This is a genomic window from Pseudoxanthomonas sp. JBR18, assembly GCF_028198165.1.
Lineage (GTDB): Bacteria > Pseudomonadota > Gammaproteobacteria > Xanthomonadales > Xanthomonadaceae > Pseudoxanthomonas_A.
Genome location: NZ_CP116339.1, coordinates 1,368,947 through 1,388,874 on the forward strand (window position 1 = coordinate 1,368,947; position 19,928 = coordinate 1,388,874).

16 protein-coding genes, 1 tRNA gene and 2 pseudogenes are annotated in these 19,928 nt (G+C 68.2%); 7 read left to right on the forward strand and 12 right to left on the reverse strand.

Annotated features, from left to right (window positions below; genetic code table 11):
• Positions 1–198 precede the first annotated feature (198 nt).
• The 4 genes and pseudogenes from PJ250_RS06325 to PJ250_RS06340 form a co-directional block, all read right to left on the reverse strand.
• The gene (locus PJ250_RS06325) at positions 199–2,613 is read right to left on the reverse strand and encodes a glucose/quinate/shikimate family membrane-bound PQQ-dependent dehydrogenase (RefSeq protein WP_271647732.1); all 2,415 of its coding nucleotides are present in this window, start codon (positions 2,611–2,613) and stop codon (positions 199–201) included.
• A 395-nt stretch (positions 2,614–3,008) separates the two neighbouring features.
• Positions 3,009–3,816, reverse strand: a pseudogene (locus tag PJ250_RS06330) (nucleotidyltransferase domain-containing protein).
• Between the two features lie 33 nt (positions 3,817–3,849).
• Positions 3,850–5,754 carry a tRNA uridine-5-carboxymethylaminomethyl(34) synthesis enzyme MnmG gene (gene mnmG / locus PJ250_RS06335; RefSeq protein WP_271647733.1) on the reverse strand — a complete coding sequence of 635 codons (1,905 nt, stop codon included), beginning with the start codon at positions 5,752–5,754 and terminating at the stop codon, positions 3,850–3,852.
• Between the two features lie 528 nt (positions 5,755–6,282).
• The gene (locus tag PJ250_RS06340; protein WP_271647734.1) at positions 6,283–6,546 is read right to left on the reverse strand and encodes a hypothetical protein; all 264 of its coding nucleotides are present in this window, start codon (positions 6,544–6,546) and stop codon (positions 6,283–6,285) included.
• Positions 6,547–6,938: 392 nt separating this feature from the next.
• Here PJ250_RS06340 and PJ250_RS06345 point away from each other — a divergent pair, with 392 nt between their 5' ends.
• The 4 genes from PJ250_RS06345 (at position 6,939) to PJ250_RS06360 (ending at position 9,415) form a co-directional block, all read left to right on the forward strand.
• Positions 6,939–7,898 (forward strand): threonine ammonia-lyase, encoded by a 960-nt coding sequence (locus PJ250_RS06345; RefSeq protein WP_271647735.1) that lies wholly within the window; start codon positions 6,939–6,941, stop codon positions 7,896–7,898.
• Complete coding sequence (locus PJ250_RS06350) at positions 7,883–8,497, forward strand: YdcF family protein (RefSeq protein ID WP_271648553.1); 615 nt, start codon at positions 7,883–7,885, stop codon at positions 8,495–8,497. Before PJ250_RS06345 ends, PJ250_RS06350 begins: the two co-directional genes overlap by 16 nt.
• A gap of 56 nt (positions 8,498–8,553) precedes the next feature.
• Positions 8,554–8,985: a ketosteroid isomerase-related protein gene (locus tag PJ250_RS06355; RefSeq protein ID WP_271647736.1), complete on the forward strand. Its 432-nt coding sequence runs from the start codon at positions 8,554–8,556 to the stop codon at positions 8,983–8,985.
• Between the two features lie 103 nt (positions 8,986–9,088).
• A complete protein-coding gene (locus PJ250_RS06360) occupies positions 9,089–9,415 on the forward strand; it encodes an EthD family reductase (protein ID WP_271647737.1) in 327 nt (108 codons plus the stop codon).
• Between the two features lie 52 nt (positions 9,416–9,467).
• Here the strand turns inward: PJ250_RS06360 and bioC are convergent, their stop codons facing one another.
• The 3 genes from bioC to bioF all read right to left on the reverse strand — a co-directional run bounded on the left by bioC (position 9,468) and on the right by bioF (position 12,463).
• Positions 9,468–10,343 carry a malonyl-ACP O-methyltransferase BioC gene (bioC, locus tag PJ250_RS06365; RefSeq protein WP_271647739.1) on the reverse strand — a complete coding sequence of 292 codons (876 nt, stop codon included), beginning with the start codon at positions 10,341–10,343 and terminating at the stop codon, positions 9,468–9,470.
• Positions 10,344–10,416: 73 nt separating this feature from the next.
• A complete protein-coding gene (bioH, locus tag PJ250_RS06370; protein ID WP_271648554.1) occupies positions 10,417–11,205 on the reverse strand; it encodes a pimeloyl-ACP methyl ester esterase BioH in 789 nt (262 codons plus the stop codon).
• A gap of 58 nt (positions 11,206–11,263) precedes the next feature.
• A complete protein-coding gene (gene bioF, locus PJ250_RS06375; RefSeq protein ID WP_271647741.1) occupies positions 11,264–12,463 on the reverse strand; it encodes an 8-amino-7-oxononanoate synthase in 1,200 nt (399 codons plus the stop codon).
• A gap of 166 nt (positions 12,464–12,629) precedes the next feature.
• Here bioF and PJ250_RS06380 point away from each other — a divergent pair, with 166 nt between their 5' ends.
• On the forward strand, positions 12,630–13,334 hold the full coding sequence (locus tag PJ250_RS06380; protein WP_271647743.1) for a ComF family protein: 705 nt from the start codon (positions 12,630–12,632) through the stop codon (positions 13,332–13,334).
• Between the two features lie 22 nt (positions 13,335–13,356).
• On the opposite strand, the gene PJ250_RS06385 is transcribed toward PJ250_RS06380, so the two are convergent.
• The gene (locus tag PJ250_RS06385; RefSeq protein WP_271648555.1) at positions 13,357–14,763 is read right to left on the reverse strand and encodes a short-chain fatty acid transporter; all 1,407 of its coding nucleotides are present in this window, start codon (positions 14,761–14,763) and stop codon (positions 13,357–13,359) included.
• Positions 14,764–14,891: 128 nt separating this feature from the next.
• On the reverse strand, positions 14,892–15,788 hold the full coding sequence (gene ubiA / locus PJ250_RS06390; RefSeq protein WP_271648556.1) for a 4-hydroxybenzoate octaprenyltransferase: 897 nt from the start codon (positions 15,786–15,788) through the stop codon (positions 14,892–14,894).
• 199 nt (positions 15,789–15,987) lie between these two features.
• On the opposite strand from ubiA, the gene PJ250_RS06395 reads away from it, so the two are divergent.
• Positions 15,988–16,064 (forward strand) — tRNA-Arg (locus PJ250_RS06395).
• Positions 16,065–16,328: 264 nt separating this feature from the next.
• On the opposite strand, the gene PJ250_RS06400 is transcribed toward PJ250_RS06395, so the two are convergent.
• Positions 16,329–17,285: a rhodanese-like domain-containing protein gene (locus PJ250_RS06400; protein ID WP_271647745.1), complete on the reverse strand. Its 957-nt coding sequence runs from the start codon at positions 17,283–17,285 to the stop codon at positions 16,329–16,331.
• A gap of 137 nt (positions 17,286–17,422) precedes the next feature.
• Here PJ250_RS06400 and PJ250_RS06405 point away from each other — a divergent pair.
• Positions 17,423–17,824, forward strand: a pseudogene (locus tag PJ250_RS06405) (IS4 family transposase); the annotation flags it as partial.
• A gap of 143 nt (positions 17,825–17,967) precedes the next feature.
• Here the strand turns inward: PJ250_RS06405 and PJ250_RS06410 are convergent.
• A complete protein-coding gene (locus tag PJ250_RS06410) occupies positions 17,968–18,378 on the reverse strand; it encodes a hypothetical protein (protein WP_271647746.1) in 411 nt (136 codons plus the stop codon).
• Positions 18,379–18,597: 219 nt separating this feature from the next.
• The gene (locus tag PJ250_RS06415) at positions 18,598–19,227 is read right to left on the reverse strand and encodes a hemagglutinin repeat-containing protein (RefSeq protein WP_271647748.1); all 630 of its coding nucleotides are present in this window, start codon (positions 19,225–19,227) and stop codon (positions 18,598–18,600) included.
• Between the last annotated feature and the right edge of the window lie 701 nt (positions 19,228–19,928).

A 19,928-nucleotide genomic window follows, 5' to 3' on the forward strand; every position in this document is an offset into this window, starting at 1 on the left:
GCGTAGGCGAAGGGGCGGTGGCGTGACGTCGGGCGCGCGGGCCCCGGGGTGGTTCGGTCATGGGCGCGTGTTCCGGGCATAGGTCCGATGAAACACGTCATGGTAAGCCGATGCACCCGACCCGGGCGCATCCCCATGCGCAGAGGGCGGGTCGCATGGCGACCCGCCCCCGGTCCGAGCTTGCGCTCGCGCAGCCGGTCAGGACTGCGGCAGCGCGTAGGCGATCACATCGTCGCCGCGGTCCGGCGACTGCCGCGCACCACCGGCAGTGATGACGATGTACTGCCGGCCGTTGACCGAATACGTCATCGGGCCGCCCTGGCTGCCGACGGGCAGGCGCTGCTTCCACAGCACCTTGCCGGTGGCCGAGTCGAACGCGCGCAGGTAGTAGTCCTGGGTGCCGGCGATGAACACCAGGCCGCCCTGCGTGGACAGCGTTCCGCCCAGGGTCGGCATGCCGATCGGCATGGCCATGTGCATCTTGATGCCCAGCGGACCGGTGTCTTCCACGGTGCCCACCGGGACCTGCCAGGCGATCTTGCGGGTTTTCAGGTTGATCGCGGTCAGCGTGCCGAACGGCGGCGCCTGGCAGGGAATGCCCAGCTTGGACAGGAAGCGGTTCTTGTTGACCGCGTAAGGGGTGCCCTTGAGCGGGACCGCGCCCATGCCGGTGTTGACCGCCTCGCCACCGCCTGCGGCCGCGTCCCGGTTGGCCGAGGGAATCATCTGGCTCCACAGGCCCAGGCGCATGTCATTGGCGAAGATGTAGCCATGCACCGGGTCGGTCGACAATCCGCCCCAATTCAGGCCGCCCAACGAGCCGGGGAAGCTCAGCGACAGGTCGGTACCAGGCGCGGTGTACAGACCGTCATAACGCATCGACTTGAAGGCGATGCGACACAGCATCTGGTCGATCGGCGTGGCCCCCCACATATCCGACTCGGTCAGGGTCTGCGCGCCGATCTGCGGCATGCCCACCGACCGGGGCTGGGTCGGCGAATAGGGTTCGCCCGGGATGTTGGAGGCCTTGACCGGCACTTCCTTCACCTCGGTCAGCGGCCTGCCGGTGGCGCGGTCCAGCACGTAGATCTGCCCGGCCTTGGTGCCGATGACCACCGCGGGGGTGGTGCTGCCATCGGCGTTGGGGAAGTCCACCAGGCTCGGCTGCATCGGCAGGTCGAAGTCCCACAGGTCGTTGTGCACGGTCTGGTAGACCCACTTCTGCGCGCCGGTGCTGGCATCCAGCGCCAGGACCGAGGCTCCGTAGGTGTGGTCCAGCTTGGTGCGCTCCACGCCGTAGATGTCGGTCGAGGAGCTGCCCATCGGCAGGAACACGGTGTTCATCGACGCGTCGTAGGACATCGGCGCCCACGAATTGGGCGTGCTGCGCGCATAGGTCTTGCCGTCGGCGGGCGCCTGCCTGTCCTGCGGATTGCCCGGATCGAACGCCCAGCGCATTTGCCCGGTCACCACGTCGAAACCGCGGATCACCCCGCCGGGCATGTCGGCCTGCACGTTGTCGGCCACGCGTCCGCCGACCACCACGGTGGTGCCGGCGACGATCGGCGGCGAGGTCAGCTGATAGAACGGATCGGGCGCAGCGCCCAGGCCCGCCTTCAGGTCGACCTGGCCGTTGTCGCCGAAGCCCTGGCAGAACGCACCGGTATCGGCGTCCACGGCGATCAGGCGTGCGTCGATGGTGTTGGTGAGGATGCGACGGGTGCAGTTGGCGCCCTCGGCCAGGGCCACGGGCGGCACCGGGCTGGCGCCTGCGGCGGTGGGCTGCACCAGTGGCTTGCTGGCATCGAAGTAGGCCAGCCCGCGGCAGCGCTGCCACACCGAGGACGTCGCGTTGATGTCGTGCTTCCACAGCTGCTTGCCGGTGGCTGCATCCAGGGCGATCAGGTTGTTGTGCGGCGTGCACAGGAAGACCTTGTCGCCGACCTGCAGCGGCGTCATCTGGTCCTCGGCGCCGTTGCCGTTGCTCTGGGCCACGTCACCGGTGTGGTAGATCCAGGCGACCTGCAGCTTGTCCACGTTGCCGCGGTTGATCTGGTCCAGCGCCGCGAAGCGACTGCCGCCCTTGGTGTTGCCGTAGGCGGACCAGTCGGTCTGTGCGTGCGCCGGATCAACCTTGGTCAGGCCCGGGCCATCGCCGGTGGCCGGCACGGTCGGGTGCGGGACGAACATCCCGGCGAAGCCGGCGATGAAGCCCACGCCGATCAGCCCCGCCAGCGCGTAGCCGGCGCGACCGGGCTTGCCGGCCAAGCGGTTGAGCGTCGGCCAGGCCAGCGCCACCAGCACGGCGAAGCCGGCCGGCATCATCAAGCGCGAGACCAATGGCCAGAACTGCAGGCCGGCATCGGCCAGCGCCCACACGATGGTCGCGGCGAACGCGATCAGGTACAGCCACGCCCCCGCGCGCCTGCGCAGGGCGACCAGCACGCCCGCCACCAGCGTGGCCAGTCCCATCACTGCGAAATACAGGCTGCCACCCACGGTCAGCAGCTTCACGCCACCAGCCAGCAACACCACGCCCAGCAGGGCCAGCACCACGCCCAGCAGCGTCAGTGCGCCCCGGCCCAGCGCCGAAACACCAGTTTGAGTCTTCACGACATCGTCCTTCATGATTCAGATGGAAGCGCAAGGCCAGCGGCCGCGCCGTCTTCCCACGTGCGCGCAGCGCCACGAGGCGGGGGCGTCGTACAGGTCCGGTCGATCCGAAGACGCGCGTGTGCGGCGGGGTTCCGCCGAGCGTTGCCAGCGAGGCGCCGCCGCGCTTGCCGCGCATGTGCACGGCCAATGCGCAGGACACCGCGGTCCGGATGACGTGCGGATTATCGGCGCCTGCGCCGTGTCAGGGAGCGCACGTGGCGTGAAGGCTCCGCGGGGCTGAATCAGTCGCGCGGATCACGTCAACGAACTGACGCAATCCCCTCAATTGAGCACGCGGTCCCGCAGCTGCGTTCGCGACGAAACGCCCGATGGCGTGGCGGATGCGTCGACGCTCAGCCGATGACGGCGCGGAAGAACGCATCCAGCCGCGCCGCTTCGCCGGTGCCAGCGCCAAGTTGCGGTGGATGCGCGCCCATGCGCGCCAGCGTGTGGTCCAGAAAGTCGCTGATCACCGGATCACGCGGGCCGTCGCCGACCTCCGCACTGGCGCGCTTGACCGTCAGCTGGCGGTCGACGGCCTCGCGGAGCGGCCCCTCTGGCAACAGGCGCGTCAGCAGGTCCTCGAACGCCATCGGCGGCAGGGTGCCGACCTGCTCGATCCACAGGCAGGCCAGCACCGGGCGCAGCACGTAGAGATACTTCTTGGTCCGCACTCGTGCGCCATGCAGGTAGCCACGATCGTTGCTGCGCGCCATGTTGAAGTAATGCCACCAGGTCGCCAGCGGCGAATGGAATTCGGCCAGCAGCGGCAGCAGGCCAGCCATGAAGACCGGATCCTGCCGGTAGACCACCGGCGAGCGGCACCACTCGGACAGGGTCGGGTTGGACTTGGACAGCAGGCGCAGCGCCTTGCGCAAGTCCCAGCCACTGACGTCCAGCTCGTCGCTGATCGGCCGCTCGATCACATCGCGCTGCGCGCTCACCTGGCCCGGTGCGCTCGTTGACCGTCAGATACCAGTCGCGCGGATGGACGTAGATGAAGCGTCCGCCGTCGTCACTGTCCGGCGAGGAGAACCCCCAGCCACGGCTGCCGGATTCGCAGGCATACAGCACGCGCACATCGTGGCTGCGCTCGATCTGCGCCAGGGTGTCGAGGATGGCCTCGCGCTTGTCCGGCGCGATAGGGTGGATGTCGTCCATGGCGATGCAGGGCCCTGTCAGCGGATCGGCTTCCTACGCGACGGCCGTGCGTCGCGCCCGCTCCAGGTGCACCAGCAGCAGCGAGATCGCCGCCGGGGTCATGCCCGGGATCCGCTGGGCCTGGCCCACGGTCTGCGGGCGCACGCGTTCGAGCTTGCCCTGCACCTCGGCCGACAGGCCGCGCACGCTGGCGTAGTCGAACCCCTCAGGAATCGGGGTGCCTTCATTGCGCTGCTGGCGCTCGATCTCCACGCGCTGGCGGTCCAGGTAGCCGGCGTACTTCACGCCGATCTCGACCTGCTCGGCCACCTGCGCATCGTCCACGCCCGGGCCGATGCCCTCCACGTGCATCAACTTGCCGTAGTCCAGTTCCGGACGCTTGATCAGGTCCAGCGCGTTGGTCTCGCGGCTGACCGCCACGCCCAGCGCGGACTCCAGCTGGCGACCGAGCGCATTGGCCGGCGTCGCCCACAGCGCGCGCAGGCGCTGGGTTTCCTGCGCCACGGCCTCGCGCTTGGCCTCGAAGCGCGCCCAGCGCGCGTCATCGACCAGGCCCAGTTCGCGTCCGACCGGCGTCAGCCGCGCATCGGCGTTGTCCTCGCGCAGCTGCAGACGATACTCGGCGCGGCTGGTGAACATGCGGTACGGCTCGGTGGTGCCGTGGGTGATCAGGTCATCGACCAGCACACCCAGATAAGCCTCGTCGCGCCGCGGCGACCAGGCTTCGAGATCCTGAGTGAAGCGCGCGGCGTTGAGGCCGGCCAGCAAGCCCTGCGCGCCAGCCTCTTCATACCCGGTGGTGCCGTTGATCTGGCCGGCGAAGAACAGCCCGGACACCAGTTTGGTCTCCAGCGAGGTCTTCAGCCCACGCGGGTCGAAGAAGTCGTATTCGATCGCATAGCCAGGGCGGGTGATATGCGCGTGCTCGAAGCCGCGGATCGAACGCACCAGCTCCAGCTGCACGTCGAATGGCAACGAGGTGGAGATGCCGTTCGGGTAGATCTCCACCACGTCCAAGCCTTCGGGTTCGACGAAGATCTGGTGGCTGGCCTTGTCGGCGAAGCGCACCACCTTGTCCTCAATCGAGGGGCAATAGCGCGGACCGATCCCCTCGATCTGACCGGAGTACAGCGGCGAGCGATGCAGCGCGGCGCGGATGATCTCGTGGGTGCGCTCGGTGGTGTGGGTGATCCAGCAGCTGACCTGGCGCGGGTGGTCGGCGACCTGGCCCAGGAAGGACATCACCGGCATGGGCGTGTCGCCCGGCTGCTCGTCCATCACCGCGGTGTCCAGCGTGCGGCCGTCGATGCGCGGCGGCGTGCCGGTCTTGAGCCGGTCGATACCGAACGGGCGCTCGCGCAGGCGCGCGGCCAGGGTGGTGGCCGGCGGATCGCCCATGCGGCCGGCGGCGTACTGGGTCTGCCCGACGTGGATCTTGCCGGCCAGGAAGGTCCCGGCGGTCAGGACCACCGCCTGCGCCTCGAAGCGCAGGCCGGTCTGCGTCACAACCCCACGCACCGCGTCACCTTCGTGCGCGTCGTTTTGAATCAGCAGGTCATCCACCGCCGCCTGAAACACCGTCAGTCCCGGCTGGGCCTCGACCATGCGGCGGATGGCCATGCGGTAGAGGTTGCGGTCGGCCTGGCAGCGGGTGGCGCGCACGGCCGGACCCTTGGACGCATTGAGCGTGCGCCACTGGATGCCGGCCTGGTCGGCCGCGCGGGCCATGGCGCCGCCCAGCGCATCGATTTCCTTGACCAGATGGCCCTTGCCGATGCCGCCGATGGCCGGATTGCAGCTCATCGCGCCCACCGTCTCGATGTTGTGGGTCAGCAGCAGCGTGCGCGCACCGGCACGGGCGGCGGCCAGCGCGGCCTCGGTGCCGGCGTGGCCGCCGCCGATCACGATGACGTCGTAGGCGTGGAAGGAGGCGTTCATGGGCGGGATTTTCTCATGCGCGGAGCCGGCCTGCGCCGGCGTCCGGAAAAGTTGGCACGGCTTCTGCTTGAGACATCCTGCACCCATCGTGGCAAGCGACTTCGGGCGCCTAGGCTGGATTTGGAACAGGGGCCAGCCGCTAGCGCACGTTGGGGATGCCGGGGCCGGTAGTCGGGGGACTACCGGCCCCACTTTTTTATCCGGCTCCCGATCCGGGGGATCGGCTGCGGGACACCAGTGCAGAAAGAACAACGCCCGGCACTGCCGGGCGTTGTTCGTATGGGAGCCGACGGCCGGCAAGGGCCGGAACAGGGGGGATCCAGATTTCCCCACCGGACGTCGGCATGGAAGCCTTAGCCCGTGTTACGTCAGAAAACGACGTAACCGGTCAACGTTCGCTAGCTTGCGGTGCGCCCCCGTTCCGCGCAAGCGCTCATCGCTCCTTCCGGTGGAGTCGTATTCCGTTTTGAGACGCCCTTGGCAAAGACGGCGAAGACGCGCGCGGACGGGGCGCGGTCACGTTCGGGCTCACCGCACGCGGCGGCTGGGCCACTGCAGGTCGGGGCGGGCCGCCGGAGACGCGAGCCGGCCCATCTCGTCGTCCCATGGGGCGCGGCACGTCACGATCGAAATGCGGGGGCCGCGGTCGACCCCCCGGACGGATGGGGTGATCCGGCCGGCCGCCGCCGACCATGGGCGGCGGGGGGCGATGGCCATCCGGACGATCAGGCCGGTGATCTCCGTCATGATCGTGGTGTCCGCCGTGGTGGTGGTCGTGGTCGTGGTCGCCATGATGGTCCGGACGCTTGCGGATCACGTAGTAGGTCGGTCCGGGATAGCCGTAGCCGGGGTAGCCATAGCCGTAGCCGCCGTACGACCCATACGCCCCACCGTAGTACCCGCGGTAATACCCGTCCGGATAGGTGTACTCGTAGGTCTGACGCCCCTGGTAATAGCCGCCGGGCCCACTCCCACTCGCGTAATCGTAGGTGGCACATCCGCTCAGGCCGGCCACGGCCAGGGCGGAAATCAAGAGACGGTTCATGGCGGACCCCCTGGTCTGCACCTTTTCGTATGGATCCCAGCTTGGGCGTGACGCATTGAACCCGTCATAAATTCTTGCCAGCGCTGACACATCGCAGCCATTGGCGCCTGCATCCAGGGCCATCGGGTAATCTTGCCCCATGCCGCACGCCCTCCCCTGTTTCGACGACGTCCTCGACGCCGCCGCCCGGATCGCGCCGCATGCGCGCGTGACGCCCACCCTCACCAGCCGCACGCTCGACGGACTTTCCGGGGCCCGACTGTTCCTCAAGGCCGAGCACCTGCAGCGCAGTGGCGCCTTCAAGTTCCGCGGGGCCTGCAATGCGGTGTGGTCGCTGACACCTGAACAGGCGGCCTGCGGCGTGGTCACCCACTCCTCGGGCAACCACGGCGGCGCCCTCGCCCTGGCGGCCCAGACCCGCGGGATCGCCTGCCATGTGGTGGTGCCCGAAGGCGCCGTGGAGGCCAAGCTGGCCTCGATCCGGCGTTACGGCGCCACCGTGCACCCGTGCGCACCAACCATCCATGCGCGCGAAAGCGTCGCTGCCCAGGTGCAGGCGGCCACCGGCGCGCAGCTGATCCACCCCTATACCCATCCGGCGGTGATCGCCGGACAGGGCACCGCGGCGCTGGAACTGCTGGAACAGGCCGGTCCGCTGGACATGATCGTCGCCCCCCTCGGTGGCGGGGGCCTGGCCTCGGGCACGGCCCTGTCGCTGCATGCGCGCAATCCCCAGGCCATGCTGTGGCTGGCCGAGCCGGAAGGCGCGGCCGATGGCGCCCGTTCGTTCGCCGCCGGCACCCTGCAGCTGGATTTCGTCCCCGACACGATCTGCGATGGCCTGCGCGGCACCCTGGGCGCACCCAACTTCGAACTGCTGGGCCAGCATGGCGCGCAGGTGTTGACCGTCAGCGACACCGACACGCGGGCGGCCATGCGCCTGCTGTGGCAGGTCACCAAGCAGACAGTCGAGCCATCGTCGGCCATCACCCTGGCTGCGGTGCTGGCGCACCCGGCGCGGTTCGCGGGCAAGCGTGTCGGCCTGATCCTGTCCGGCGGCAATATCGACCTGGACGCACTGCCCTGGGCCGGCGCATGAGGCGACGACGACGCGGGCTGTGGGGCTGGCTGTGGCGCCTGGGCGCCCTGGGCGTGCTGTGGCTGGCCGGCGTGTCGGCCTACATCATCTGGGTTGGCGACCGCGACCAGGCGGCGCCGGCCGACGTAGTGATCGTGCTGGGCGCGGCGGCCTACGACGCGCGCCCTTCTCCGGTATTCGAAGAACGCCTGCGCCACGGGATCGACCTGTACAAGCGCGGCCTGGCCGGCCGGCTGATCTTCACCGGCGGGTTCGGCGGGGCCGGGGCGCGCTTTTCCGAATCCCAGGTCGGACGTCGCTATGCGCTCAAGGAAGGCGTGCCGGCCGACGCGATCCTGATCGAGACGGTCTCGCGCACCACCCGCCAGAACCTGCACCAGGCCGCCCGCCTGATGCGGGAGAACGACCTGCACCGGGCGATCATCGTCAGCGATCCGCTGCACATGGCGCGCGCCATGCGCCTGGCACGGCAGGAGGGCATCGATGCGCTGGCCTCCTCCACCCCGACCACGCGCTTCCGCAGCTTCAACACCAGCTGGCGCTTCCTGCTCAAGGAGCTGTACTACTTCCACCGCGACCTGGTCCTGGAGGCGGTCTAGGGCCTGCGCCCACAGGCGCTATGATGCTCGGGACTCCCATTGCGAAGATGCAGCAGATGAAGATCGACGGATCCCGCCGGCAGGATCGCGCCACGGAACTGGTGCTGGCCTACTACGCCGCCTTCAACCGTGGCGATCGCCAGAGCATGCTGGCCCTGCTGACCGACGACGTCGCCCACGACCTCAACCAGGGCGCGCGCGAAACCGGCCTGGAGGCCTTCGTCGCCTTCATGCAACGCATGGACGCCTGCTACAGCGAGCAGTTGCGCGACATCGTGGTGATGGTCTCGCCCAATGGCGAGCGCGCCGCGGCCGAATACGTGGTGCACGGCACCTATCACCACAGCGACGAGGGCCTGCCGCCGGCCAAGGGCCAGACCTACGTGCTGCCCGGCGGAGCGTTCTTCGAAGTGCGCGGGGATCGCATCGCGCGGGTGAGCAACTACTACAACCTGCAGGACTGGATCGCCCAGGTCTCGGCGGACTGAGTCCGCCTCCACGCCTGCTGCACTGCACCGGTCGCTCCCGCCGTTGCGTGCCATGCTCGTGGACCCCGCGCCGCTTCCACCCTTCATTACTGGAGTGAACCCGATGATCAAGGTCAGCGTCATGTATCCGTTCCAGGCCGGCGCGCGGTTCGACCACGACTACTACGCCAATCGGCACATGCCGATGGTCGCCCAGAAGATGGGCGATGCCTGCCTGTACTACACCGTGGACAAGGGCATCGCCGGCGGCCTGCCGGGCAGCGACCCGGCCTTCGTGGGCATGTGCCACATCTTCTGCGCGTCAGTGGACAGCTTCAGCGCCAGTTTCGGCCCGCACGCGCAGGAAATCCTGGGGGACATCCCCAACTACACCGACCTGGAGCCGGTCATGCAGATCAGCGAGGTCGTGGTCGGGCATCCTCCGGGCTGACGCGCAGGGCGCATGCGCCTCACCCGCCGCTCGGGCCAGCCGGGCTGGGGCATCAGCTCCGGCGGCGGATCGGGATGCGTGAGAGCGGCACGGCTGCCACGTCATGACCGCCCTCGCGGATCGGGGTCCCAGCCTCGGGTGCCCAGGCATGGGCATAGATCACTTCCCAGGTGCTGGGCAGGCGTCCGTCGGCGTCGCGTGCGCGGGCATAGGCGGCCCTGGCGGCGTCGAAGCGGCCTTTCCCGGTCAAGCTGGTGCGACGCGCGGACAGCGCGTTGGTCGCACCCAGCGCCCGCAGCTCGCGCATCAGCGCCGACAGGTCCGGATAGGTCAGGGTGAACAGGTCGCGGTCCAGCACCGGGTCGCGGAAGCCGGCCATCATCAGCGCATCCCCGAACTGGGCGATCTGGGCGAAGGGATGCACATGCGGCGCGGTGTCGCCCGCGAAGGCCTCGCGCAGTTCGACCAGGGTCTCCGGCCCGTAGGTGGAGCACAGCAGCAAGCCGCCCGGACGCAGCACGCGGCGGAAGCCGGCAAAGACCGCGGGCAGGTCTTCCAGGTCGTGCAGGCACAGGTTGCAGAACAGCACATCGACGCTGTGCTCAGCCACCGGCAGCGCGCGCGCATCGGCGCAGACACGGGCGAACGGTTTCCACCAGCCGGCCTGCTTCCTGGCTTCGCGCAGCATCGGCAGGGCAACGTCCATGGCGATGACCCGCGCCTTGGGCCAGCGCTTATGCATGGCCGCGGCGGCGTGGGCCGGGCCACTGCCGACATCCAGGACGACCTGCGGCACGCGCGCATCCAGGTACTCCAGCGAGTCGAGCAGGCGGCTTTCGACCTCGCGCTGGAGCGCGGCGGCATCGGTGTAGTGCGGGGCAGCGCGCGCGGCGGCGCGGCGAGACTGGCGGACATCGAAGATCGGCATGGCGCCTATTGTCCGTCAGCCGCCGCAGGCGCGTCAGTCCGGCGCGCCGGAACACTGCGGCCGCGATCCGGGCTCACCGGCGCGCAGGTGGATCCGGACGGTCCATCGCCTGCTGCAGAAATGGCACCAGCGTCGCTTCCACCGCATCGAGCTGGGCCAGGAACGGCGCGTGCCCGCCCCCGGCGATCTGGGCGAAGGTGCCATCCGGCGTCAGCGCCGCCGCGGCCTGCATGCCGCGCGGCTGGACCAGTCGATCGCGCGCGCCTGCGATCCACAACGACGCCATGCCCAGCCCGGGCAGCACGTGGCGCAGGTCGCTGGCTTCCAGCAGCGCCAGTCCGGCGTGCAGCGCTTCAGGTGCCGGCTCGCCACGGGCGAAGAGCATCGCGCGCAGGGTGCGCAACGTGTCCTGCCCGTGTGGGCTGCCCAGCGTATCCAACGCGATGAAGCGCTCCAGTGTTCCCCGGTAATCCCGAGCCAGGTCGCGCTCGAACTGGGCGAACACCGCCGGGGGCACCGCATGCGGCCAGTCCGGCGCCGCCGTGAACCGGGGCACCGAGGACACCATCGCCAGGGCCCGCACCTGCCCGGAAGCTGCGGCTGCCTCGAGCGCGACCAGGCCACCCAGCGACCAGCCCAGCCAGGCCGCTGGCGGGGTCACCGCGCAGATCGCCTCGGCGCAGGCCTGCAGGGTCAGGGGCACGCCGCAGTCTCGACTGTGGCCGTGCCCGGGCAGGTCGACCACATGCAGCGCGAACCGATCCCGCAGGCGCGCCACCAGCGGCGCGAACACCCCGCCATGCAGCGCCCAGCCGTGCAGCAGCACCAGCGGGGACCCGGCGCCGACGACCTCGACGTGCAGGCTCATCGGCAACGCCAGCGCTGCTGGCCGCAGGATCTCCAGCGCATCGATTCAGGCGTCAGGCGACGGTCTCGGCCTGCGGGGCCGGCACACGGGTGGCGGCCAGCGCGTCGACCAGGCCATCGACCTGCTCGGGCGTGTGCAGCGCCGAGAGCGTCACCCGCAGGCGGGCGGTGCCTTCGGGCACGGTCGGCGGGCGGATCGCAGGCACCCAGTAGCCCGCCCGCTCCAGCGCCGCCGACCAGGCCAGCGCCTGGGCATCGGGACCGCACAAGAGGGGTTGGATGGGGGTCTCCGACAGCCCCAGGTCCAGCCCTGCGGCTGCGGCGCGGGTGCGGAAACGGTCCACCAGCCCGGTGAGCTTCTCCCGGCGCCATTCGTCGCGTCGCGCCTGGCGCAGGGCCTCGCTGCTGGCCGCGGCCAGGGCCGGCGGCAGGGCGGTGCTGTGCAGGTAGGGACGCGCGGTCTCGGCCAGGTGCTGGATCAGCGCGGCATCGCCGACCACCGCCGCGCCGTAGCCGCCCAGCGCCTTGCCCAGCGCCACCAGTTGCAGCGGGGCGTCCTCCACGCCCAGGCGGGCTTCGGCCACGCTGCCGCGGCCTTGCGGTCCGCGCACGCCGATGCCATGCGCATCGTCCACGTACAGCATGGCCTTCTGCACGCGCGCCACCAGGGCCAGGCCACGCAGCGGGGCCACGTCGCCCTCCATCCCGAACACCCCGTCGGTGGCCAGCATCGCCGCACCCTCGGGCACGTTGCGCAGCTGGCGGATGGCGCCTTCGGCGTCGGCGTGTGGATAGCGCCGCAGTCGGCATCCGGCCAGCCGCGAGGCATCGAGCAGGCTGGCGTGGTTGAGCCGGTCCTGCACGCAAACATCGCCCTCCTCGCCCAGCAGGGCCTGCTGCACGGCCAGGTTGGCCAGGAAGCCGTTGGCGAACAGCAGCGCGGCCGGGCGCTCCAGCCACTCGGCCAGCTCCCGCTCCAGCGCCACGTGCGCGGCGTGATGGCCGCTGACCAGATGCGAAGCGCCGCTGCCCACCCCGTCTCGCCCGGCGGCGTCCTGCAGGGCGGTGGTCACCTGGAACTGCTGAGACAGGCCCAGGTAGTCGTTGCTGCTGAAGGCCACCAGCCAGCGCCCTTCGGTTTCCACCCGCACGCCATCGCGCCGGCTCACGATGCGGCGCACGCGCACCCGATCCTGCGCCACGCGCAACTTGCGCAGCGCCGCGATGCGGTCATGCAGATCCGGGCGGGCCATGGTCCATCCTGTGCGTCGGCGAAGCTGGCTAGCGTAAAGCAGCGACCCCGCGTCGTGGCGACCGGCCAGGCCCGGTTTCGTGCCGCACGTCGCGCTGTGCGGTTCTGCGTCCGCGGCACGGTAGAGTCTGCTGCGACCCGACAGGCTGACACGGACCGTCATCGGCATGGATCACAAGGGAATCGCGCACTGGCTGCGCCAGGCCGGCCGCGTTGCATGGGCACCGAAGTGCCTGGTGTGCGGCGAGGCGGGCGCTGGCGGACTGGACCTTTGCACCGGCTGCCGGGCGGCCCTGCCCTGGAACCACAATGCCTGCCCGCGCTGCGCCCTGCCCACGCCCCACGGCGAGCTGTGTGGCGCCTGCCTGCGCCGGCCACCGCCCCTGGACGCCACGACGGCCTGCTTCACCTATGGATTTCCGCTGGATCGCCTCGTCCCGCGCTTCAAGTTCCATCAGGATCTGGCGGCCGGACGCCTGCTCGCCGAACTGGCCACGCCGCACCTGCGCCAGGCCGCGCGCCCCCAGGCGCTGGTGCCCGTCCCGCTGCATCGCGCGCGCCTGCGTGCGCGCGGCTACGACCAGGCCCTGGAACTGGCGCGCCCGCTGGCGCGCGCCCTGTCACTGCCCCTGTCCGCAGACGCGCTCCTGCGGCCCCGCGCCACCGCCCCGCAGTCCGAGCTGGACGCCACGGCCCGACGCCGCAACCTGCGCCAGGCCTTTGCGGTCGACCCGGCCGCGAAACTGCCCGGGCACGTCGCGCTGGTGGACGATGTCATGACCACCGGCGCGACCCTGGCCGCCTGCGCCCGCGCCCTGCGCCGCGCCGGGGTCCAGCGCGTCGACGCCTGGGTCATCGCCCGGGCCCCTTGAACCGGCGTTGCCGTCTTGATGTTCAGCCCGCGGGCGTCGGCATCACCGGCGGCACGTAGTCCAGGGTCATGCCCAGCAGCCACAGCAAGCCGATCACCAGCGGCACATGCACCAACAGCTGGATGAAGGTGAAGCCGACGATGTCGCGCGCCTTCAGCCCCAGCACGCCCAGCAGCGGCAACATCCAGAACGGATTGATCAGGTTGGGCAGCGCCTCGGCCGCGTTGTAGACCTGCACCGCCCAGCCCAGGTGGGCGTGGAGTTCGTTGGCGGCCTGCATCACGTACGGCGCCTCGACCAGCCACTTGCCGCCGCCGGAGGGCACGAAGAACCCCAGCACCGCCGAGTACACGCCCATCACCGCCGGGAAGGTGTCCTGCGTGGCCACGTGCACGAAGGCCTGCGACAGGTGGTGGGCCAGGGTGTCGCCATCGGCGCCCTTGGCCCCGGTGAGGATCATGGCGATGCCGCCGTAGAGCGGAAACTGGATCAGCACGCCGGTGGTGCTGGGCACCGCCTTGGCCACCGCGTTGAGGAAGCTGCGCGGCCGCCAGTGCAGCAACAGGCCAAACGACAGGAACAGGAAGTTGTAGGTGTTGAGGTTGGCAATGGCGCTGACCAGCGGCTTGGACGCGAACTCGGAAAACAGCCAGCCGAAGGCCAGCAGCGAGAGCAGCACGGTCAACAGCGGGCTGTATTCCAGCCATTCACCGGGGCGGGTGCGCGGCGGCAGCACGGCCTGCGGCTCGCCCGCGGCGGCCTCTTCGAACTCGGCCTGGGTGCGGGCGGCCTGGCCGGTGGGCGCGGTGAGCCAGCAGATCACCAGCGACACGCCAATCAGCACTGCGGTCAGCACGATGGACTGCCACAGGAAGATCGTCTCGGTGAACGGCAGCACGCCGGTGATCTGCAGCAGGCCTGGCGGCATCGAGGCCGGGTTGGCCTGCAGCTGCGCGGCCGAGGAACTCAGGCCCATCGCCCACACCGCGCCCAGGCCCAGGTAGGCGGCCGCACCGGCGGCGCGATAGTCCATCTTCAAGTCGACGCGCCGGGCCAGCGCGCGCACCAGCAGGCCGCCGAACACCAGCGAGAACCCCCAGCTCAGCAGCGAGGCCAGCATGCTGACCAGGCCCACGTACACGATCGCCCCGCGGCCGCTGCGCGGCACCTTGGCCAGCTGGTCGATGAAGCGCGCCACGATCGGCGCGGTCGCCACCGCATAGCCGCCGATGACCACGAAGGCCATCTGCATGGTGAAGGGGATCAGGCTCCAGAACCCGCCGCCGAAGGCCTCTGCCGTCGCCTTCGGGCTGGCCCCGGCCAGCAGCGCGGCAATGGCCACGATGACCACGCCCAGCACCGCGAACACATAGGCATCAGGGAACCACTTTTCCGCCCACGCCGCGCTGCGCAGCGCCGCGCGCGCCATCAGCCCCTGCCGGGGCGTTCCTTCCACTTGTGCCATGTGCCGCTCCCGATCCGCCAGTCAGCGGCATTGTGTGGAAGCGGTTGCGTCGCGGTCTGCTGGACCTTGGTCTAGCGCTGCGCGCCGGGCGGTCAGTGCCCGAGCATCAGGTCGGCCACGATGCCGGCGAACACCGCCGCCCCGACCCAGTTGTTGTGCAGGAAGGCCTTGAAGCACGGCCCGCGCGCGCGGTGTCGCGTCAGGAAGAATTCGTACACGACCAGAAGCACGCCCACCCCCAGGCCGCATCCGTAATACAGCCCCAGCCCGGCCTGCCTGCCGACCAGGGCCAGGGTGGCGAAGGTCAGCGCGTACAGCACGCCCTGGATCACCAAGTCCAGGTCGCCAAACAGGATCGCGGTGGACTTGGACCCCGCACGCAGGTCGTCCTCGCGGTCGACCATGGCATACCAGGTGTCATAGGCCGTGGCCCACAGGATGTTGGCGGCGTACAGCAGCCAGCCCAGGGCCGGCACCGTGCCCTGGATGGCGGCGAAGGCCATCGGGATGCCGAACCCGAACGCCAGCCCCAGGTAGACCTGCGGCAAGTAGGTGTATCGCTTCAGATAGGGGTAGCTCGCCGCCAGGAATGCAGCCACCACGCTCAGCACGATGGTCAGCCGGTTCATCGTCAGCACCAGGCCGAAGGCCACCAGCATCAGCACCGCGAACACCCACAGCGCCTCGCGCCCGCTGACCTGGCCCGATGCCAACGGCCGGTCGCGGGTGCGCTCGACCTGCGGGTCCAGCCAGCGGTCGGCGTAGTCGTTGATCACGCACCCGGCCGAGCGCGTCAGCCACACGCCGGCGGTGAACACCAGCAGTGTCCACCACGGCGGCATCCCGCCAGCGGCCAGCCACAGCGCCCACCAGGTCGGCCACAGCAGCAGCAGCACCCCGATCGGCCTGTCGCCGCGGACCAGCTTCCAGTAGAGCGCCAGGCGCCCAGGCGGCGTCACCACCGGCGTATCGAAACGTTCGTAACCCATGTGCAAAGCGTAGCAGCCCGGCAGGCGGCGGCAGGCCGGGCCGCCGGCCGACGCTGCGCCGTCACGGGTCGTCCGCGCCGGCTCGCGACCGGTCTGGTGGCCCACCGACGCGATCCTTGGCATCCGGTTCGCTTCGCGGCGCGCTTTCAGGGATAATGCCCCGCTCCGCCGGCCCTGCCGCGCGGGATGCAGCATCCATGCGCCTGTAGCTCAGCCGGATAGAGTAGTGGCTTCCGAAGCCATTGGTCGGGGGTTCGAATCCCTCCAGGCGCACCATCTGCTCCTCCGCAGTCGTCCGGAGACGTCCAAAGCCCTCGAGAAGTCGGGGGTTTTTTGTTGCCTGAGGTTTTTGGGATCAGGCCTTGAACTATGGGGAGAAGAGGCAGGCTCACCGAAGCGTCCGCCAGCGTGCCTGCCTGACCGGGGCGCGGTGAGAACGCCGCATGACGCCGCGGGGGCCGACGCCGAAGGCAAGACCGGTGTCGGCTGGCCGCCGCGCGAAACCTTGGGGCTTGGCTACCTGCCACACGAGGTCCTGGATCAGCCGGCAGGCGGTGAGCGCACGTCCTGTTCCTGGCCGCGCGCGATTTCGTACCCGCCCGCACGCCAGGCGCTCAGGCCGCCGGCCAGGGGGAAGACCTGGCGGAACCCCATGGCGCGGAGCTTGCGATAGGCGATGACCGCCGAAACCTCGGACGGGCAGTCGCAATACACCACCACCGGCGCATCGCGCTGGGCGCGCATCGCCGGGCCCGTCCAGTCCACGCTCTCGAAAGTGGACGCCCCATGGATCCGCTCCTGCTCCCAGAGCTTCCTCTGGCGGACATCGACCAGCAGCACCCCATCGCGCCCCTGCAGCATGGCGTTGAGTTCCTGCACGGACAGACGCGCGACCGACACATCGCGGCTGGAGAACCGGTCCCAGGCCTTGCGCGCCAGGTACAGCGCCAGCAGCGCGGCGACGAGCACCAGCCCCCAGCGCCCGAGGCTGACCAGCGTGTCGAGCAGGCGCTCGACCGCATCGGAGAAGACCCAGCCCAGCGCCAGGCCCGAGGACGCCCACACCAGCGCGCCCACCGCGTCGTAGACGATGAAGGTCCGGCGCGGCACCTGGGTCGCACCGGCCATGGCGGTGGCCACGGTCGCGAAGCCGGGGATGAACTTGGCCACGATCAGCGAGCGCGCGCCCCAGCGGTCGAACACCGATTCGGTCTGCGCAACGCAGCCGTCGGGCGTCAGTGACAGGCGGCACATGCCGCGCAGCACACGCGCGCCATAGCGGGACCCGGCGGCGTACCAGCCGAAGTCGGCGATCACGCAGGCCGACACCGCGGCCAGCGCCGTCAGACCCAGGGACTGTTCCCCGGTCGCCGCCAGGGAGCCAGCGACCACCAGGAGCGGAAATGCGGGGATCGGCAAGCCCGCCTGCTCGACGAGCACCCACCCGAACACCAGCAGGACACCGTACTGGGTGATGAGTTCGATCAGGGCGTACATGCGGGATCCATCGGCGCGTGATGAGTCTTTACTGGGGAACGATGCCAGACAGATCTACTTCTCGGGTGTCTGCCAAGTGGGGAAGCTTACGCCCGCACCAGGCACCCAACCGCTACAACCGTCGCCAATTCGGAAACATCTCCCGAGCATCCGCGATCTTGAAAGCCGCCGCCCGGGAGCAAGAGCCGTGGTTGATCGTGGCCTCGCCACAACTCAAGACTCCAAGCGCACCGTAGCTGGTCAGCCTTTATGCCGGGCGCATGCAGACCGAGCTTAGCTTTCGCGATCTCAAGTCGCATCGTTACAGGCAAGGCTTGGAGGACAGCCTCACACACCAAGGCGCACGGCTACAGGTCCTGCCGCTGGTGAGTACGTTTGCCAGCTTCGTAAGCTGGCTTGCCGGTCTTGGTTCCGGAGCCACCGGGATCGACCATTAGCTGCACCCCATCGCACCACGCGCAAGCGCTACTCAGCCATACGGCTGGGCCGCGAAGCCCTGGTCAAACGGTGGCCGCTGGAGCCAGCCAGCGTCGCGATGACTTGACCGGATGCGGTCGCTGCCGCCAATGCTCTTGGGCCAGATGACCCTGGCGGCGTGAAAGCGTAGAAAGGCCCTAGGTGCCGGATCCGTCGTTATGAATCTGCAATCAGCTGCCGTCGGTCTTTCAAACTTTTCACGTGTTCATGGCTGGCAGACATCAGCCGCTGGAAAGTCCCGGCAAAACCGACTCTCCAACCTTAACTTAACGCTTCGCTTTGGCGGCTGGACGGAGGAAGAACATGCAGGCCATTTATCTCCAACACAGAAGTCATATTTATCTCTTCTGTGGTACTTATAGCCAGATCCAATCAAACATAAATCCGCCAAAATAATTTCATTCGCCCCTAGAATGGCGCGATTGCGTGAATTATCGCTTTCAAGTAACGCATTATAAGGATTTGGATAGCCGCATTCCATGACAGCCTTCTTGACGTCAATGAAGGATTCTCCTGGCTTTACCCATCGCTCGTAAGTATCAGGCGGAGGCTGAAAAGGCTTTCGGCCAGAACAGCCCACCACAAGAGAAAATAAAAAAATGGCTACAAGTCTCACGATTCAACCTCATGGCGGGAAAACGTGATCGAAATATTTCCTAGCGAATTTATCGAAAATTACTGCATGGCGCGCTACCGGACAAGCAGTAGAAATTGTGGGAGGTGTCATCCCCATGAAGCGCCAGCAGAGCTTCTTTAACTCGAGCCCCCGCAGTGACTGCGAGGATTGCCGCCGATAGAGCGGCCTCGGCACTCACCAGCGTCCCGCCGTTGCTGACTAGACTGGCGGCCTGATAGGCATTGGCCGCCACCGCCATGCCTGCATCGCCTGCAGCCGGCCATCGGACTGGCGGGCCGCCTCCACGTTGTTGACCAGATCGATGAACGGCGACTTGACCCGGGCGAAGGCACCGATTTTCAGGGCCTTGTCCTGCTGCGAGGCCGCGCCGAGGTCGTCGGCCGTCAGCACATCGATGGAGGCCGCCGTGATGTCCACATCACCGGCAGCGACGACGTTGCTGGCCACCTGGGTGTACCTGCCGCCCGCGCTCAGGTTGACGTTGCCGCCCAGGCTGCCCACCGAGCTGGCGACCTGGGTGACCTGGCTGCTGTCGTCCTGGTGTTGTTCGCGATGCCAGCCACTGAAGCGCTCGGTGTCGGAGATCACCACCGTACCGATGGCCTTGCTGTCGGACTGGTTGGCATTGCTGACGCTGTCCTGGCCGCTGGCGATGGTCAGGTCACGGGCCGCGTGGAGATTCACATCACCGGTGGCGGCGATGTTGCTGCCGGTCAAGGCAATGTCGCCTGTCGTGGTGGACAGGCTGGCATTGCCGCCCGACAGCTGGGTGTCGGTGATCGTGTCGCTGCTGCCAAGGCCGTCGCCCTGCTGATTGTTGGTGCCCACCGGTGGGCCGGAGGCATAGCTCCAGCCCTTGCCGTTGTCGGTAACTCAATCCGACCCCGTTAGCTCGGACCCCGTTAGCTCGTTCGACTTGGCTGGGAGGCAATGACCCGAAGATGGCTGGGAAAACGCGGCTCCGCGACGCTTGATGCCTTGCATCTTTTGTCGCCGGAAGCTCTTCAGAACATGGAGCCCGCAGCATGAGAAAGGTGGGGGAACCTCAGCCTCCGCCCCCTTCGTTTCTTTGTCCCCTTTGTTCCGTGTTATCTACAACCACGCAGCATAATCATGAAACATTTGCCATATCCGCTCTTGACCTCCAGGCTTGGACATCAGGGATCTTATCGTATTTTTTTCTCTCCAAAACATCCACCACTTCCGATCTTGGTTTAGCGCCCTTATGGGAGAGTCAATAGTTCTCACAGAATTACTCCCGTACAATATCCATATCATCTCCGCCATGTATGGATCACCCAACGCTTCACTTACTTCATTATTTTCCGCCACCCATCCTGGTCTAGGTCTACCCTCCCTAAGCGATTCAAGAACTCTTTGATTAACCTCACGCAAGGAAACGCAATTTATTTTATTTTCCCGGATAGGTGAATTTGACATCCGCGACCTTTGTAGAATCAAATGTAATTAAATTTACTCCACTCTCACTTTGCGCTGAAGGGGCGAGAATTGCGTTATAGCCCTGATCA

Bases quoted from the DNA above. Each gene is read 5' to 3' on its own strand.
- mnmG (WP_271647733.1), bottom strand. From the start codon at position 5,754: ATGAACGCCTCCTTCCACGCCTACGACGTCATCGTGATCGGCGGCGGC.
- PJ250_RS06340 (WP_271647734.1), bottom strand. From the start codon at position 6,546: ATGGCGACCACGACCACGACCACCACCACGGCGGACACCACGATCATG.
- PJ250_RS06345 (WP_271647735.1), top strand. From the start codon at position 6,939: ATGCCGCACGCCCTCCCCTGTTTCGACGACGTCCTCGACGCCGCCGCC.
- PJ250_RS06355 (WP_271647736.1), top strand. From the start codon at position 8,554: ATGAAGATCGACGGATCCCGCCGGCAGGATCGCGCCACGGAACTGGTG.
- PJ250_RS06360 (WP_271647737.1), top strand. From the start codon at position 9,089: ATGATCAAGGTCAGCGTCATGTATCCGTTCCAGGCCGGCGCGCGGTTC.
- bioC (WP_271647739.1), bottom strand. From the start codon at position 10,343: ATGCCGATCTTCGATGTCCGCCAGTCTCGCCGCGCCGCCGCGCGCGCT.
- bioF (WP_271647741.1), bottom strand. From the start codon at position 12,463: ATGGCCCGCCCGGATCTGCATGACCGCATCGCGGCGCTGCGCAAGTTG.
- PJ250_RS06380 (WP_271647743.1), top strand. From the start codon at position 12,630: ATGGATCACAAGGGAATCGCGCACTGGCTGCGCCAGGCCGGCCGCGTT.
- PJ250_RS06385 (WP_271648555.1), bottom strand. From the start codon at position 14,763: ATGGCGCGCGCGGCGCTGCGCAGCGCGGCGTGGGCGGAAAAGTGGTTC.
- ubiA (WP_271648556.1), bottom strand. From the start codon at position 15,788: ATGGGTTACGAACGTTTCGATACGCCGGTGGTGACGCCGCCTGGGCGC.
- PJ250_RS06400 (WP_271647745.1), bottom strand. From the start codon at position 17,285: ATGTACGCCCTGATCGAACTCATCACCCAGTACGGTGTCCTGCTGGTG.